The organism is Microcoleus sp. Z1_B2 (assembly GCF_036700325.1).
GTDB lineage: Bacteria > Cyanobacteriota > Cyanobacteriia > Cyanobacteriales > Microcoleaceae > Microcoleus.
On sequence record NZ_JAUBOQ010000001.1, the window covers coordinates 217,748 to 233,951 of the forward strand.

At 47.2% G+C, this 16,204-nt stretch carries 12 protein-coding genes, 1 tRNA gene, 1 pseudogene and 1 other annotated feature; of the genes and pseudogenes, 3 read left to right on the forward strand and 11 right to left on the reverse strand.

The window, feature by feature from the left end; translation table 11 throughout:
* Positions 1-531 (forward strand): annotated as a pseudogene (locus QT984_RS00820) (CopG family transcriptional regulator); the annotation flags it as partial.
* Positions 532-711: 180 nt separating this feature from the next.
* Entirely contained in the window at positions 712-2,328 is a 1,617-nt protein-coding gene (gene crtD, locus QT984_RS00825) for a C-3',4' desaturase CrtD (RefSeq protein ID WP_333372846.1), read from the forward strand.
* A 272-nt stretch (positions 2,329-2,600) separates the two neighbouring features.
* Here the strand turns inward: crtD and rplL are convergent, their stop codons facing one another.
* From rplL to rplS, 8 genes are all read right to left on the reverse strand, one after another.
* Positions 2,601-2,990: a 50S ribosomal protein L7/L12 gene (gene rplL, locus QT984_RS00830; RefSeq protein ID WP_333054355.1), complete on the reverse strand. Its 390-nt coding sequence runs from the start codon at positions 2,988-2,990 to the stop codon at positions 2,601-2,603.
* A gap of 138 nt (positions 2,991-3,128) precedes the next feature.
* Entirely contained in the window at positions 3,129-3,737 is a 609-nt protein-coding gene (rplJ, locus tag QT984_RS00835) for a 50S ribosomal protein L10 (RefSeq protein ID WP_333054357.1), read from the reverse strand.
* Positions 3,738-3,766: 29 nt separating this feature from the next.
* Positions 3,767-3,939, reverse strand: a sequence feature (ribosomal protein L10 leader region).
* A gap of 109 nt (positions 3,940-4,048) precedes the next feature.
* A complete protein-coding gene (gene rplA, locus QT984_RS00840; RefSeq protein ID WP_190663916.1) occupies positions 4,049-4,762 on the reverse strand; it encodes a 50S ribosomal protein L1 in 714 nt (237 codons plus the stop codon).
* A 227-nt stretch (positions 4,763-4,989) separates the two neighbouring features.
* Positions 4,990-5,415, reverse strand: a complete 426-nt coding sequence (rplK, locus tag QT984_RS00845) for a 50S ribosomal protein L11 (protein WP_333031062.1) — start codon at positions 5,413-5,415, stop codon at positions 4,990-4,992.
* A 3-nt stretch (positions 5,416-5,418) separates the two neighbouring features.
* Entirely contained in the window at positions 5,419-6,057 is a 639-nt protein-coding gene (gene nusG / locus QT984_RS00850; protein ID WP_333054359.1) for a transcription termination/antitermination protein NusG, read from the reverse strand.
* Positions 6,054-6,287, reverse strand: a complete 234-nt coding sequence (gene secE / locus QT984_RS00855) for a preprotein translocase subunit SecE (RefSeq protein ID WP_333054360.1) — start codon at positions 6,285-6,287, stop codon at positions 6,054-6,056. Before secE ends, nusG begins: the two co-directional genes overlap by 4 nt.
* A 331-nt stretch (positions 6,288-6,618) precedes the next feature.
* Positions 6,619-6,691: transfer RNA gene (locus QT984_RS00860), tRNA-Trp, on the reverse strand.
* 133 nt (positions 6,692-6,824) lie between these two features.
* Positions 6,825-7,208, reverse strand: coding sequence for a 50S ribosomal protein L19 (gene rplS, locus QT984_RS00865; RefSeq protein WP_333054363.1), 384 nt, complete (start codon positions 7,206-7,208; stop codon positions 6,825-6,827).
* 67 nt (positions 7,209-7,275) lie between these two features.
* On the opposite strand from rplS, the gene QT984_RS00870 reads away from it, so the two are divergent.
* On the forward strand, positions 7,276-8,688 hold the full coding sequence (locus tag QT984_RS00870; protein WP_333259529.1) for an inorganic phosphate transporter: 1,413 nt from the start codon (positions 7,276-7,278) through the stop codon (positions 8,686-8,688).
* Between the two features lie 116 nt (positions 8,689-8,804).
* Here QT984_RS00870 and QT984_RS00875 read toward each other — a convergent pair whose 3' ends face one another.
* The 3 genes from QT984_RS00875 to QT984_RS00885 all read right to left on the reverse strand — a co-directional run.
* The gene (locus tag QT984_RS00875; RefSeq protein WP_333054367.1) at positions 8,805-9,080 is read right to left on the reverse strand and encodes a hypothetical protein; all 276 of its coding nucleotides are present in this window, start codon (positions 9,078-9,080) and stop codon (positions 8,805-8,807) included.
* A 199-nt stretch (positions 9,081-9,279) separates the two neighbouring features.
* The gene (locus QT984_RS00880; RefSeq protein ID WP_445305852.1) at positions 9,280-13,350 is read right to left on the reverse strand and encodes a non-ribosomal peptide synthetase; all 4,071 of its coding nucleotides are present in this window, start codon (positions 13,348-13,350) and stop codon (positions 9,280-9,282) included.
* A gap of 38 nt (positions 13,351-13,388) precedes the next feature.
* On the reverse strand, positions 13,389-16,204 hold a 2,816-nt coding region (locus QT984_RS00885), incomplete at its 5' end, for an amino acid adenylation domain-containing protein (protein WP_333372813.1).

Genomic DNA, 16,204 nt, shown 5'->3' on the forward strand with positions numbered 1-16,204 from the left:
CAGCACCAAATCGCTGAAAAAGAACACCGCGAACACGAGTTTGTGCAACAGCTAGCCGAAAAATCCAGTGCTCTGGAATCTTTGCAGCACCAAATCGCTGAAAAAGAACACCGCGAACACGAGTTTGTGCAACAGCTAGCCGAAAAATCCAGTGCTCTGGAATCTTTGCAGCACCAAATCGCTGAAAAATCCGCTGCTGTGGAATCCTTGCAGCAGCAATTCGCCACCGAAAAGCAAAATCTCGAAAGCCAATTCCAGGAAACCGTGTCGAAGTCGAGTTATGAATCTTTGCAGCACGAGTTAGCAGAAAAGTCAAGTGCGATCGGCGACTTCCAAGTTAAACTGACCAAGTTGCAATATCTGGAAAATGAATTGAGCCAGAGTGCGGCGATACAGCGAAATTACGACGCTTTGCAGCAACAGTCTCAAGAACAGCTAAGAACCATCAAAGCTTTACGGGAACAGCTAGGTCAAATGCAGGCTGTGGCTGGGATTGGCGAAGCTTATCTCAACAAGTGGCGCCGTCCCTGATTCTCTGATCGGCACGCCACAGTCTAACGCTCCGGGTGCGCCCAGAGCATTTTACCCCTAAAAAGTCCTCTAAACTCGACCTCCTTCCTCTTGTAGCGATAGATTTGAACCTGTCGCTACAAGAGCTTTTTATTGCAAAATATGAGCATAATATTAAGAAATATTACAATAAATAAATTTATGACAGGCGATCGCACCCCTTTTGGCAAATCCAGTCCCACAGACACTAAGGGCCGCGTCACGGTAATTGGAGGCGGCATCGGCGGGCTGACAGCAGCAGCCCTGCTAGCCCGCAGAGGATACAAAGTGCTAGTCTTAGAACAGGCGATCGTCCCTGGCGGATGCGCTTCCACCTTCAAACGCAAAGGCTTTACCTTCGATGTCGGCGCCACGCAGGTTGCAGGATTGGAACCCGGAGGCATTCACCACCGAATTTTCTCAGAATTAGACATAGAACTTCCCGCCGCGACACCCTGCGATCCCGCTTGTGCGGTGTTTTTGCCGGGAGAAACCGCACCGATTAGCGTGTGGCGAGATCCGCAAAAGTGGCAGGAAGAAAGACAGCGGCAGTTTCCTGGAAGCGAACCTTTTTGGCAATTATTGTCTGCATTGTTCCAAGCTAGCTGGAAGTTTCAAGGGCGCGATCCGGTTTTACCGCCCAGAAACTTCTGGGATTTCTGGCAATTAATTCAAGCAGTTCGCCCCGACACTCTAATTACTTTGCCTTTCACTTTTATGACAGTGGGAGATGCTTTGCGGCTTTGTGGGTTGGGCGACAATTTGCGCTTGAAAACTTTTCTGGATTTGCAGTTAAAATTGTATTCTCAAGTTGATACCGAAGAAACGGCGCTACTTTACGCGGCGACGGCTTTAGGAGTTTCGCAAGAGCCGCAGGGATTGTATCATCTACAAGGAAGTATGCAGGTATTGAGCGATCGACTCGTAGGGGCGATCGAACTCTACGGCGGCAAAGTCCTGTTGCGGCACACAGTTGAAAGTATTGTCACCGCCAACGGCAAAGCCACAGGTACAGTGATTCGCAATCAAAAAACAGGCGAAGTTTGGACAGAAACTGCCGATCGCATTGTTGCCAACGTGACCGCCCAAAATCTAGTAAAATTGTTGTCAGGCGAGCCAAGTGTCGGAAATTTAACAGATAATTTATCGGTCAAATCAGAGACTTCAGAGACAACTAATAAACTCCCAAATCAAATGGCAGGCTACAAATATCGAGTTGATAAATTGCCGCCCGCATCCGGTGCATTTGTCATATATTTGGGAGTCCATGAAAGCGCAATTCCGGCAAATTGTCCGCCCCACCTTCAGTTTCTCTACGATTACGACGGCGAGATTGGGGAGAATAATTCATTATTTGTTTCAGTCAGTCATCCGGGTGATGGGCGAGCACCGGAGGGAATGGCGACAATTATCGCTTCGTCATTTACTGATACTCGAATGTGGTGGAATGCGGTTGATTATGAAGGATTGAAGCAAAAATACAGCGCAGGGGCGATCGCCCGTTTGAGCGAATATTTCAATTTGACGCCAGAGTCGATCGTACACCAAGAAGCCGCCACACCCCGCACCTTTGCCCGCTACACAGCGAGAGATAGAGGCGTTGTGGGTGGCATCGGGCAGCGAATACCAACCTTCGGCCCCTTCGGATTTGCCAACCGCACACCCATTAAAAACTTGTGGTTAGTAGGCGACTCCACCCATCCCGGAGAAGGAACTGCCGGCGTTTCCTATTCAGCTTTAACAGTAGTGCGACAAATGGAAGCCGCCTCTAAAATCTAAGGAATGAGAATTAAATAAGTTCCACTCTTGAAAGTGGGATGGGCGTCCCGCCCGTCCAAACAGGACGGGCGGGACGCCCATCCCACAAGAACAATTAAAATTGTAAATTATTTAATTCGCGATCCTAAGAGGACACAGCAAGGCCGTTTCCCTACACCAAAAATAATTAATCGCGCGAGAGATGTAACTATCGCGCGATTAATTTTAGGGAATAGTCAACAGTCAACTATCATTCCGGTGTCACCGGAATTGATATCAACTAGATTCTCTGACTACTTGATAGAAATTTTTGCGCCCACAGCTTCAAGCTGTTTCTTCATTTCTTCAGCAGCTTCCTTAGCAATAGCTTCCTTAACTGCTTTCGGTGCGGCTTCTACCAAGTCTTTCGCTTCCTTCAGGCCCAGACCGGTAATTGCGCGGACTTCCTTCAGAATGGCGATTTTCTTGTCAGCAGGAACTTCTTCCAGCATGACAGTAAATTCGGTTTGCTCTTCTACTGGTTCAGCAGCAGCAGCAGCAGGGCCGCCCATCATCATCATGCCGCCTACAGGAGCAGCAGCGCTGACGCCGAAAGCTTCTTCAATTTGCTTGACCAATTCAGAAGCTTCGAGCAAAGTCAGAGACTTAAGTTTTTCCAAGATTTCGTCAGTTGCAGTAGACATTCGTTAAACTCCTAGTTCGATTGTAGATTTGGGATTTGGGATTTGAGATTTGCTCATTCATCCTTAGTTTTTCGTCTCCAGTCTTCTATTTATTGCTAAATACTAATGACTGAGGACTAATGACTAATTACTAATGACTTACACAGATGCGCTTTCTGCTTCTGCTTCTGGTTGCGCTTCTGCTTCTGCTTCTGGTTGTGCTTCTGCTGCTACTTCTGCTGAACCGCCGTCTTTTTCAGCATAAGCTTTAAGACCGCGAGCGATCGAAGTAGGAACTTGATTGATACCCACAGCCAACTTGGTTGCGACACCGTTGATAGCGCCAGCAATTTGAGCCATGAGTTGTTCTTTCGACGGCAGATCGGCTAATGCTTTAACATCAGCTTCTTTCAGTACCCGTCCTTCCATTACGCCGCCGCGAAGTTCTGTCTTCTTAGAGACTTTTTGGAATTCTTGGTAAGCTTTAATCGCGCCGCCAATATCTTCTTGCACGAACAGAAATGCCGACGTACCTGTCAGCAATTCTTGTATCGGCTGCCAGGTTTCGTTGCCTTCAACAGCAATTCGCATCAGCGTGTTTTTTGCCACTTGGCAACTGCTGCCTTTCGGACGCAAACGCCGACGCAAATCTGTGATTTCAGCAACAGTTAAGCCCGTGTAGTCAATCACGATCGCCAGTTGAGATTCGCTCAAGGTTTGCTTGAGGTCTGCAATAATCTCATTTTTTACTGCTAAACTTTTGCCCATACTTATTTCACCTCCTTTTAGGATCGAAAACTGCCCACCAAAAACCCCGACCTTAGAGCCGGGGCAGAGAATTAAAAATTAACAAGTCAGAATTAAAAATAGAAAATTTCTAATCTTTGAGTCTTGAGTTTTTATTTCTTCAGCCTCGGCAGGAAATTAAGCGGTCGGCACCTGCGGTCTTCAGCTTATTGATTTTTGATTAGGCTATCACCAGAAGGCAGACATTAGCTGGGGTCTGGCGTAAGTCTTGTAAGAGATTTACACAGACAGCCGAAGCAGTCTTTTACCTTCTGCCTTCTGCTGAATTCTTTCTACGCAGCATCAAGTTTGGTATCGCGCAGAGCACTGATATCGACTTCGATCGACGGGCCCATTGTTGCGGATACGTACAAACTGCGCCAGTAGCGACCTTTAGCACCAGAAGGACGGTTGCGGTCAACTGTTTCTTGCAAAGCATGAAGGTTGACGAGCAAATCTTCCGCTGAGAAAGCTGCCTTGCCAAACATAACATGAACGATGCCAGTTCGATCGGCACGGAATTCTAGTTTACCACCTTTAAACTCGTTGATCGCCTGAGCAATGTCAGTCGTCACCGTGCCACCTTTCGGAGAAGGCATCAAACCGCGCGGGCCCAACAACCGACCCAATTTTGCCACCAACGGCATCACGTCTGGGGTAGCAATCAGGCAGTCGAAGTCCATCATGCCCTTCTGAATTTCATCGATCAACTCTTCAGAACCAGCAATATCCGCGCCGGCATTTAGAGCTTCTTTAACTTTTTCGCCCTTAGCAATCACCGCAATTCTGACTACTTGACCAGTTCCTTTTGGTAGCGATACAGTTGTCCGCAACTGTTGGTCAGTATATTTCGGGTCAATTCCCAAACGGATGTGAGCTTCAGCAGCTTCGCCAAACTTAGCGGTTGCTGTTTCTTTCAAAAGTTGCAGAGCTTCCAGCGGTAGATAAGGTCTGTCTTCAACTTTCTTTTGAAGTTCTTGCAGTCTTCGCGATACTTTCTTTGCCATTGTTATCTCCTGGGGTCAGTCGATTTTAGATTTTAGATTTTAGATTTTAGATTGAACCTATCGGACAATCTTAAAATCTACCCGTTTTCGGTTACTAGCGAAGCTTTGCTTCTCCCCCTGAACCGATCGATTTTGGATTTTGGATTTTGGATTTTAGATTGAAGATTTGAGCTTCAACACTGGGAATTACCGATTGCCAACTGACAACTGCCAACTGACAACTGACTTCAATCCGCGATCGCCACGCCCATATTTTTAGCCGTTCCTGCCACAATTTTCATAGCAGCCTCAACATCATTAGCATTGAGGTCAGGCATTTTGGTTTCAGCGATTTCTCGCAGTTGAGCCTGAGTAATCGAGCCTACTTGCTTGCGGTTAGGTTCTCCCGAACCCTTAGCAATGCCAGCAGCTTTTTGAATCAAAACCGACGCCGGCGGGGTTTTGAGAATAAACGTAAAACTGCGGTCTTCAAAAACCGAAATTTCTACCGGAACCACCAGACCTGCTTGGTCTGCGGTTCTAGCATTGTACTCCTTGCAAAACATCATAATATTGACGCCGTGCTGACCCAAAGCTGGGCCGATCGGAGGAGCTGGGTTGGCTTTTCCCGCCGTAATCGCCAACTTAATTACTGCAACAACTTTCTTTGCCATTAGTTAGTTCTGTTTCTGAACCTGATTGAACTCCAATTCTACAGGCGTATCGCGCCCAAAAATCGAGAGTAAAACTTTGAGCTTGTTTCGTTCCGGGCTAACTTCAATCACATCACCTTCAAAATCTTTAAATGGCCCGGAAAGTACCACAACGTGGTCTCCAGTAGACATCGATACTTTGACAACTGGTTCTGATTCCTGAGCATTTCTGAAGATCCGTTCTACTTCCGAATGACTCAGAGGTAGCGGTTTGACGTGACCCCTGCCGCGCCCGTAGCGGCGTTTCTGCTCTGCCCCGACAAAATTAATTACATTCGGGGTATTTTTGATCACCTGCCACGTATCCTCGTCCATAAACATACGGATGAGTACGTAGCCGGGAAAGATTTTTTCATCTGACTGCCGCCTGGAACCGTCTTTGCCGACTTTGATTGCCGGAGTTTGCGGAATTTCTACTTGAACGATGCGATCGGCAACATCCAAAGTTTGAATCCGCTGCTGCAAGTTTGCCTTCACGCGCTTTTCGCAGCCAGAGGCAACTTGAACAGCATACCAGCGAGCATCAATCTCCGGCACATCTGGCGATGCTGCCTGTCCCGTCGCTTCTGTGGAATACTCAGATTCTTCTGATGCAAAAGTCATGGCCCAAACACCTTTCCCGCGCCCCAGTTAAAGAAGTTATCCACCAAATAGATCAGGCTTGCTGAGAGGATCACCATCAAAAGCACGGCCAAAGACTCGCTGATTAGCTGCTGCCTGCTAGGCCAAACCACTTTGTCGAGTTCTTCTCTAGTTTCCTTAAAAAAACCCGCAGGGTCAAACCCAGGCGCTGTTATTTCTTGAGTTTCTTGAGCTTCGTCTTTTTTCGCCACGATTCAATCCCCCTTGCGATTTTAGATTTTAGATTTTAGATTTTAGATGGTGTGAGTGGCCCGCGGCTCTCAGATTTTGTGACACTAACCACTTACGCCCAAGTCCCAAATCTCAAATCTAAAGCCACGACTTTTTTACAAGCCCAACCAATCAACGGCGTAAATGCCGATCGCCGAAACCGATGATCGAGAAGCCACACCGAGCATTTGTTGATGGCATTTTTTGCGAACCGCCCACAAAAATTAATTCTACCCGAAAGTTTGCGGTTTTGACTGTTGCCAGCCAATAGTCCGGGCGCTTTCGGGCAGAATTTAAAGTTTGGTGATTCAGCGCGCCCTGGAGGACTTGAACCCCCGACATCAGGTTTTGGAGACCTGCGTTCTACCAACTGAACTAAGAGCGCACAGGTGAGGTTGCTGAAATTCGCTTAACCTCTAGATTTCTATTTTAACACAGTGCGCTCGTAAATGGGAAACTTTTTTTGAATTTTTTTAATTTCCCATGAACCATGAACCAAGGGGAAGCTGGGTGCATTCCTACAGGGAGCGATCGAACCGCTGTTTGACGCGAGTAGCTTTGCCCACCCGATCGCGCAGGTAGTAAAGTTTTGCTCTGCGGACTTTCCCGCGACGCATCACTTGGATCGTGGCGATGCGGGGCGAGTGAATCAAAAACACCCGTTCCACGCCGACGCCCTGAAACACGCGGCGGACGGTGATTGTTTCATTAATCCCGCCGTTACGCATGGCAATCACAGTCCCTTCGTAGGGCTGAACCCGTTCTTTGTTACCCTCTTTAATTCTTACGCCGACTCGCACTGTGTCGCCGACGTAAATTTCGGGAACTTGTTTATTGAGTTCTTGCTTGACTCTATCTATTTCTGCCGTTTCGATAGAACGGATTATTTCTGCGCCTTTCATCGGATTTACCAAAACTCACAATCCCTTATCATATATCGAAATGCCCGTTTTATGTCAAAAAATTTCTATGTTAGATACCTCTGGGGTCGTATTTCTGCAACTAGGGGCAATGGCCGCACTGGCCTTGTACGTCGCCGCCAACTTGGGTGCCAACGATGTCGCTAACTCGATGGGGACATCCGTAGGCTCGAAGGCCCTAACGCTGCGGCAGGCAATAATTGTTGCAGGCATACTGGAGTTTTCCGGCGCAGTGCTGTTCGGGCAAGGAGTTTCCGAAACTCTCGCCACAGGAGTTGTGAATGCAGAAGTGTTCGCGGCTCAACCGCAAGTATTTTTAATCGGGATGGTGTCAGTGCTGATTGCTTGCGGCTTGTGGCTGCAAATCGCTACCAGTCGAGGTTTGCCTGTTTCTTCATCCCATGCAGTGGTGGGCGCGATCGCGGGTTTTAGCTGTGTTGCAGCCGGAATTAATGCAGTTGATTGGCGAACTATCGGCACCATCTCCCTAACTTGGGTAGCGACACCTGTTGCTAGCGGTGCTTTAGCCGCACTATTTTACAGTGTGGTGAAGTATTCGATTCTCGATCGACCAGATCCTCTATCTCAAATGCGCGAGTGGATACCTTGGCTGAGTGCAGCAATGCTGAGCGTATTTGGGATAATTGTACTGCCGTCTATTGTCGATGTTGCTTTGGTGCAGACAGGGGCGATCGCCGCGGCGCGCGATCGATTTGGCTGGAATCTGCCCATTCACGATATTGTCATTGGCATTGGGAGTATTGGGGCGATCGTCCTCACACTCAATAGCTGGAAAAAATTAGAATCAGTTGAGAAGGAAGAAGGTTCGGCAGCGGATTTTGTAACGGATGTAACGGATGTAACGGATGCAAGGAATAAGAAAGAGGGAATATTTTCCCAATCTCCCACTCTCCCCCTCTCCCCCTCTCCCCCTCCCCGCCACTCTCCCATCGAGCAACAAATGGCGAGATTTCAAGTCTTGAGCGCCTGTTTTGTAGCATTTTCCCACGGTTCCAACGACGTAGGCAATGCCGTTGCTCCCCTAGCTGCGATCGCCTACATCCGGCGCACAGGTTCCTTTCCATCAGGGGATTTCAGCGTGCCCCTGTGGATTTTAGTCCTCGGAGGCGCAGGAATAGTCATCGGTTTAACCATCTGGGGAAAAAATGTAATAGCCACAGTCGGCGAAAAAATCATCGAACTCCAACCAAGCGGCGGATTTTGCGCGGAATTAGCCACAGCCACCACAGTCTTGCTAGCATCCCGCTTCGGTTTGCCAGTTTCCACATCCCACGCTTTAGTCGGTGCAGTTGTCGGAGTCGGGCTGATCAAAGCTTGGAAAACTGTACGCTTGCAAACTTTGCTGTCAATTGGTTCGGCTTGGCTGGTGACAATTCCGATCGCAGCAGGTTTGGGTGCTATCATCTTCAGCATCGCCCAATCAATCGATTTTAGATTTTAGATTTTAGATTTTAGATTGAAGAATTGGAGGTAGATTGGGATTTACTGTTGGGTGGGGGCGGGTTTACGAGATGATTGGTCTTAGGCCGAGATTATTGGTAAAACCCGCCCCTACATTCAAATGTCAACAGACTCATCCTTCTGATTGCCTCGGTTGGGATAAACTCGCGAAGGCAAAAGTTTCCAAGCCGCAGCATCTGCACCCCAGTTGCGAAAAATCTTCACTGAAGCGAAAATTTTAGCGAAACGCCAATTATAGCCACGCTTCCAGTCAGGAGGCCACTGGGCGGTTTCGTCAGCAGCTTGCAAAGCTCTGACTTCAGCTTCGAGTGCTGCGGCGTGGCGCTGCATGATGATTTCTAGTTGCAAAAAGTGTTCTTCGGGCGATCGCAATTTTTTGACATCCTAACTACAAACGTGATAACGGTGATTTTACCGAACATCAGAGTAGTCACTTCTTCATCACTAATAGACATCTCCAGAAAAGCCAGCTTTGAACAGGCAAGATGCCTGTTCCACAATAATTATTGGAGATGGCTGATAGAAATTTCGCACATCAAACCTGGTTTCGACACACAAGCACGCGGGTTGCTCAATCACTTAATTTCTCCTCAAAGCAATGCTTCAGCTTTTGAGCCAGCACCTCGACGCAGGGTTTTCTCAGCATAGTAAGATGATTCCCAGGAACCCTAATCACCTCTACTTTTTGGGTCGTTAATTCACTCCAGCCAAGAGTCGGATCTTGATGACTCATGCTTAGCTGTTCCTCCGATCTAAACAGAGTAATTCGCTGCGGATAAATTTTCGGTACATAGCTGAGAGTTGCTTGACTATTAGCCTGAAATACAGTAAACATCGAGGGGATTGCCAGCTCGCGCCAGCTCCGTTCTTTTGACTCCTGAGATAGGATACTAACCATAACCGCCTGTTTCCAATTCCAGCGATGCAAAAAATTAGCTGCCAAATTAAGCATCTTATTTAATTTCGGAAATTTTGCAAAAATACCGCCAATTTGAACATTTTCTGCACCAGCCACCAAGCGAAAATAATCTACTAAAAAAGGCCAGATAGAGCGCGAAACAGTAGTCAGAATAAACTTGCAACCGTCCCAAAAAGAAGGTTTGTTAGCAGAAATCGGCGCTAAAGTATCAAGCACAGCAAGCAAAGCCACTTCGTCCCCCGCTGCGAGTAACTGTTGAGCCATCTCAAAAGCAACCAAACCTCCAAAAGACCAGCCTCCTAAAAAATAAGGCCCTTTTGGTTGAACGGTACGCAAGGCTGCGATGTAGTCAGTCGCCATATCTTCAATGCTAGTTAACGGAGAACTTTCGCCGTCAATACCCTTTGGTTGCAGCCCGTAAAACGGTTGATTTTCTCCTAGCCCAAATGCTAACTCGACATAAGGAAACACGACGCCAAAGATGGGATGGACGCAGAAGAACGGGGGCTTTTTACCGCGAGGCTTAATTGCAACTAAAGGCGACCATTCCAGAGATTTTGTTTCTGAAGATAGCAAATCTGCTAAACCTTCAATTGTCGGATTTAAAAAAAGAGCAGACAGCGGCAACTCGCGCTGAAATTGCTGGTTAATCTCATTGATAAGGCGGATTGCCAGCAGGGAATCTCCACCCAAATCAAAGAAATTATCGCGAATGCCAACGCACTCTACGTTGAGGATTGTGGCCCAAATTTGGGCGAGGGTTGACTCGGTTGGTGTGCGAGGTGCTATGCAGCTTTTATCTATTGAATTGCTAGTTAGATTCCCCGGTGCAGGTAGGCGCAGGCGGTCGATTTTGCCATTGGGAGTTAGGGGCAGAAAATCCATCGCCACAAAAGCACTGGGAATCATGTAATTGGGCAGTTGCTGTTTGAGGAAATTGCGTATTTCATCGGGATTAAGCGTCTGATTTTGATTGGGGACGACATAAGCAACTAGGCGTTTGTTGCCCGACAAATCATCCGCAGCAACCGCCGCTGTTTCTTTGACTGCTGGATGCTGAACCAGCAGCGCTTCAATTTCTCCCAATTCTATTCGATAACCGCGAATTTTTACCTGTTCGTCAGTGCGGCCTAAAAAGTCAATATTGCCGTCGGGGAAATAACGAGCTAAGTCACCAGTTTTATAAATTCGTTCTCCTGCTTTCTGGCTAAACGGATTAGCAATAAATCGCTGGGCGGTTAATTCGGGGCGGTTCAGGTAGCCTCGCGCCAATCCGCTGCCGCCGATGTACAATTCACCGGGAATTCCAACGGGTACTGGCTGTAAATTTTTATCTAAAATATAGAGTTGAGTGTTAGCTATTGGGCGGCCGATTGGCGGTTTTTTGCTATCGCTAATTTCGGCAAAACTTGACCAGACTGTCGATTCTGTAGGGCCGTAAGCGTTAAAAAATCTGCGCCCCGAAGCCCAGCGTTTAACAACATCGGGGGAACAGGATTCGCCCGCACAGATGATTGTTTGTAGTGCGGGAAGTTTGACGTTTGGAAGGACAGCTAGCAGCGAGGGCGGGAGGGTAGCGTGGGTAATAGCATTGTCCTGCAAAAATTCGATTAATGTTTGTCCTGGCAACAAAGATTCTTTCTTGGCACAGTAAAGTGTTGCTCCGGTTCCCAAGGCCATGACAATCTCAAAAATTGAGGCATCAAAACTCAGGGAAGCGAATTGCAAAATGCGGTGATTTGAGTTTAAGTTAAAAGCTTCTATTTGAGCTAGGGCTAAGTTGTAGAGTCCCCGATGTTCGATTAAAACGCCTTTGGGTTTTCCGGTTGAACCAGATGTGTAAATGACGTAGGCTAGGTTTTCTGGTATGATATTTGTAGTTGGATTTTCTGGGCTTTGTCGGGCGATAATTTCTCTGTCGGAGTCCAAACAGACTACTGAAAAAACTCCGTAATTTTCCGGCTGCGTCAAGTTTTTTGCTAAGTGTTGCTGAGTTACCAAAATCGACACCTGAGCATCTTCTAACATGAAGTTAAGCCGCTCTTGAGGATAAGTTGGATCTAAAGGCAGGTAGGCTGCGCCTGCTTTGATAATGCCTAGCAATCCGACGATCGCATCTAAGGAACGTTCTACACAAAGGCCCACTAAAACTTCTGGTGCTGCTCCCAATTGCTGCAAGTAATGTGCAAGTTGGTTGGCTCGGCTATTGAGTTGGCGGTAGGTTAACTGCTGGTTTTCAAAGACGGCGGCGACAGCATGGGGCGTTAGCGGAGCCCTCGAAGAGGATCGCTCGACTTGCTCTTCAAATAGCTGATGGAAACACTGGTTTTGCGGATAATCTCTCTGAGTGTCATTCCAATCGATTAATAGTTGCTGGTATTCTGGCGCTGTCAGCAAAGCCAAGTCGCTAAGGTGCTGTTTGGGATTGGCAACAATGGCTTCGAGCAGCGTTTGGAAATGTCCCGCCATCCGCGCAATTGTGCCGCTATCAAATAAATCTGTGCTGTAAACAAATTGCCCTTGAATACTTCCTGCATTTTCCCACAAGTGGCACTCTAAATCTAGCTTGGCGGTTCCTGCATCAAAGTCGATCGCCTCTCCAACGATTCCCGGCAATTCTAGCGCTGCTATAGGAGTGTTTTGCAGGCTGAAACTAAGTTGAAATAGGGGGTTGCGACTCAACTCGCGATCGGGGTGCAATTCCTCAACCAACTTCTCGAAGGGCAAATCTTGGTGGGCGTAGGCTGCCATTGCAACATTTTTTACCCGATGCAATAGTTCCCGAAAAGTTGGATTTCCTGATATATCTGCACGCAGCACCAAACTGTTGACAAAAAAACCGATCAATGCTTCTATTTCGATCAGGTTGCGATTGGCGATCGGCGTTCCTACTGCAATATCTACTTGTCCTGTATAGCGGTAGAGCAAAGTTTGAAAAGCGGCTAGTAGAGTGATAAATAAAGTCGCGCTTTCTTGGTGGCTCAATGACTTTAGCGCCTCGCTCAAAGCAGGTGATAGTGTTATAAATTGTTTAGCGCCGCGGTAGGATGGAACCGCTGGTCTTTGCCTGTCTGTTGGTAGATTGAGTGTGGTAATTCCGTTTAACTGCTGCTGCCAATAAGCTAACTGGGTTTCTAATACTTCGCCCTGCAACCATTGGTGCTGCCATTCTGCAAAGTCGGCGTACTGCACGGGCAGTGCTGGTAAGTGCGAGATCCCATTTTTTACAAATGCTGTGTAGAGCGTTCCTAGCTCTCGAATTAGCACTCCAATCGACCAACCATCAGCCACAATATGATGTAAATTCAGCAGCAATATATGTTCTGTTTCACTGAGTTGTAACAGCGTTACTTTAAATAACGGCCCGGCGGCTAAATCGAAAGGGCATTGCGCTGCATCGGTTGCGAGTTGCAGCGCTGCGGTTTGCTGCTGAGTTGGCGAGAGATTTTGTAAGTCGATTGTGGGGAGGGATACGGTTAAAATGGGAGCAATAATTTGTACGAGTTCCCCTTCCAAAAGCGTAAAAGTGGTGCGTAAAGTTTCGTGCCGCTGCACAATTTCGTTGAAGGTTTGCTCTAAGGATCTGAAGTTGAGGGAACCTGTTAAGCGGAGCGCTGTTGAGACATTGTAGAAAGGATTGCCCGGTGCTAATTGATTGAGGAACCAAAGCCGCTGCTGGGCAAATGATGCGGGGAAGACGAAAACATCTGTTTCTTGCTGCATATTTATCGAAAGTGTACCCTGTTCAACAGCGCTCATTTTTATTTAATTTCTTGATTAAAAGATGATAGCTTCCTCCGCCGACTATCGCGCGAAATCGCCACTAAAGCCGGGGCCCCACTTTTAGCATTCTTATCTTTTAAACTCTCAACGATCTTAGACAATTCTCCAATTGTCGGTGCTTCAAAAACTCGGCGCAAAGGCAACTCTACCGCGAAAGCATCTCGCACTCTCGAAACAAGCTGAGTCGCCAGCAGCGAATGGCCTCCTAATTCAAAGAAATTGTCCCGGATACCCACTCGCTTTATCCCCAAAACCTCAGCCCAAATTTTCACTAAAACTTCTTCAATAGAAGTCTGAGGCGCAACGTAACCGCCAGCCCATTCTAACTTAATCGGCTGCGGTGCAGGCAAAGCGAGGCGATCGACCTTTCCGTTAGGCGTCACCGGTAGCGACTCCAGCACCACAAAAGCCGACGGAACCATATATTCCGGCAGTTTTTCCGCTAGATAAGCCTGCAACTGTGGCACTAATTTACGCGCTGCTTTAGCTTGTAAGGGATTGTTAGCATAAGAGCGCCAAGGACGCAAGTTATCGCTTCTGGTTTCTCGCACAAAATCTCTGGTTTCGCCCCGTGCAAACACTACATCGTAGCGCCCTTGACTGTCGGAATTAGACCAACTAATATTAACATTATACGGAATTTCCAAAGCATACCAAGCTTCGGGATCGACTCCTAAATTCTCGACTTTTTCCACGGCTTTCTGCAACTGACCTGCTGTTGGAAATTTATCGACAACAGACAGCAACTCTGCCGCCTTAACTGCTGCCGTTACCCGCGCATTAGGCACATTAGAAATTCTTAAAACATCCAGTTGATTTTGCAATAATATTTGTTGCACCTTGGTAACACTCAGATTCTGATTTTCATCCAACCAATCCAGCCGTTTTTCTGCGTCCCACTCCCCTTTAGGCGATGATTTTGGGCGTGCTGTTTCCGACGCAATATGCAGAATAGCATTGTACCGAAAATCAGTTAACTCATTGTGGTAACTACCGCGAATTAATTGAATCTCTACGTCGCCAATCTGCGGAAAGCGGTGCTTTAATGCGCTAAAAAACTCTGGTTCAATAACTAACTCTGTTTCTTGAAAAATTTGCATTTGTACTCGCTGCTGCAACTGTTCGCCAGCGAGAGAAGGTTCGGCTTGATACAGTTGTACCGAAGCGTGAAAAGCCTCCAGCAACGGCAAGCTGCGGACATCTCCGATGAATATAAAGCCGCCGGGAGCAGTTGCTTTCACCGCACCTTCTAGCACCTGCACGAGATAGTCGATATTCGGGAAATATTGCACGACTGAGTTGAGAATTACTGCGTCAAAAGCTGCTGTCTCTACTCCTTCAAAATCGGTCGCCATTTTCTGAATTAGCGTTACATTAGTTAACTCTAGATTTGCCAAGTGCTGCTGAATATAGTTGAGCGAAATAGGGGAAAAGTCTGTTCCGCAATATTGAGTGCAGCGAGAGGCAATTTGGAACAGCAACAAACCTGTGCCGCAGCCAATTTCTAACACTCGGCTAGGCTGCAAAGCTAAAATTTGGGCGGCTTGATTGTTCGCCCAGTCGCGCATCTGTTCTGCTGGGATTGGCTGATTAGTATAACTGCTATTCCAGCCGACAATATTAAATGTTGGATCTGAGTCAACAGCAGGTTGATTGTAAGTTTCATTATAGAGGATTTGCCACTGCAAAACCTGTTCGTCCTGCAATTGCATTATTTGGTTTTTTTCGCTAGCAATACTATATTCTGGATTCAGGGCAATATAAGCTACTAAACGTTTATCTCCCTGTCCATCTTCCGAAGCTATTGCTACAGTTTGCTGAACCGCCGGATGTTGAGTTAATTGTGTCTCGATTTCTCCTAATTCGATGCGGAAACCGCGAATTTTTACTTGTTCGTCAATGCGTCCTAAAAATTCAAGGTTGCGATCGCCTCTGTAGCGCACTAAGTCGCCGGTTTTGTAAATTCGCTCTCCTGAATTTGGTTTAAAAGGATTGACAATAAAGCTTTGTGCGGTTAAATCTGGGCGGTTGAGGTAGCCGCGAGCGAGTCCGTTTCCGCCGATGTACAATTCGCCAACAACGCCGATCGCCACTGGCTGCAAATATTTGTCTAATATGTAGATTTGAGTGTTAGCAATGGGGCGGCCAATTGTCGGGGCGATGTCTGTTTGCTCTGTTACAGGAATATAACCGGAAGTTGTGACGACGGTGTTTTCGGTTGGCCCGTAATTATTTACTAGCTTAAATGGATGGGATTTTAAAGGATGTTGTTGCAGTTTTTCGCCGCCTGTGAGCAAGATTCGCAACGCTGTTGTTTGAGGCCAATCTAATAGCAAAACTTTCTCGGCTAAAGGTGTTGGCAAAAAGCTAATTGTAATTGCTTTTGATACTAACCAGTTTTGCAGTTTTTCAGGATCTCGCCTGATGTCATCTTCGGGAAAGTAGATGCTAGCTCCCGCGGCGAGATAAGGCCAAATTTCCCACCCGCAAGCATCAAAGCCGATCGCAGCAATTTGCGTTGCTCGATCGCCCGCTGACACCCCAAACTCTCTTTGATGCCAAAAAACGAGATTTAACAAGCTCCCGTGCTCAATTTCCACTCCTTTCGGCTTTCCCGTGGAGCCGGAGGTGTAAATCGCGTAAACCAGATTTTCGGCTGTGGCTGTGCTGGTGGGATTGTCGGCGATTTCTTGGGAAATCATCTCCCAGTCTGTGTCTAGAAAAACAACCCTTGGATGGTGAATTTTATCATCTGACTGTGTTTCTAAATTTTGCACTTCGCCATCATCCACCA

Bases quoted from the DNA above. Each gene is read 5' to 3' on its own strand.
- crtD (WP_333372846.1), top strand. From the start codon at position 712: ATGACAGGCGATCGCACCCCTTTTGGCAAATCCAGTCCCACAGACACT.
- rplL (WP_333054355.1), bottom strand. From the start codon at position 2,990: ATGTCTACTGCAACTGACGAAATCTTGGAAAAACTTAAGTCTCTGACT.
- rplJ (WP_333054357.1), bottom strand. From the start codon at position 3,737: ATGGGCAAAAGTTTAGCAGTAAAAAATGAGATTATTGCAGACCTCAAG.
- rplA (WP_190663916.1), bottom strand. From the start codon at position 4,762: ATGGCAAAGAAAGTATCGCGAAGACTGCAAGAACTTCAAAAGAAAGTT.
- rplK (WP_333031062.1), bottom strand. From the start codon at position 5,415: ATGGCAAAGAAAGTTGTTGCAGTAATTAAGTTGGCGATTACGGCGGGA.
- nusG (WP_333054359.1), bottom strand. From the start codon at position 6,057: ATGACTTTTGCATCAGAAGAATCTGAGTATTCCACAGAAGCGACGGGA.
- rplS (WP_333054363.1), bottom strand. From the start codon at position 7,208: ATGAAAGGCGCAGAAATAATCCGTTCTATCGAAACGGCAGAAATAGAT.
- QT984_RS00870 (WP_333259529.1), top strand. From the start codon at position 7,276: ATGTTAGATACCTCTGGGGTCGTATTTCTGCAACTAGGGGCAATGGCC.
- QT984_RS00880 (WP_445305852.1), bottom strand. From the start codon at position 13,350: ATGCAGCAAGAAACAGATGTTTTCGTCTTCCCCGCATCATTTGCCCAG.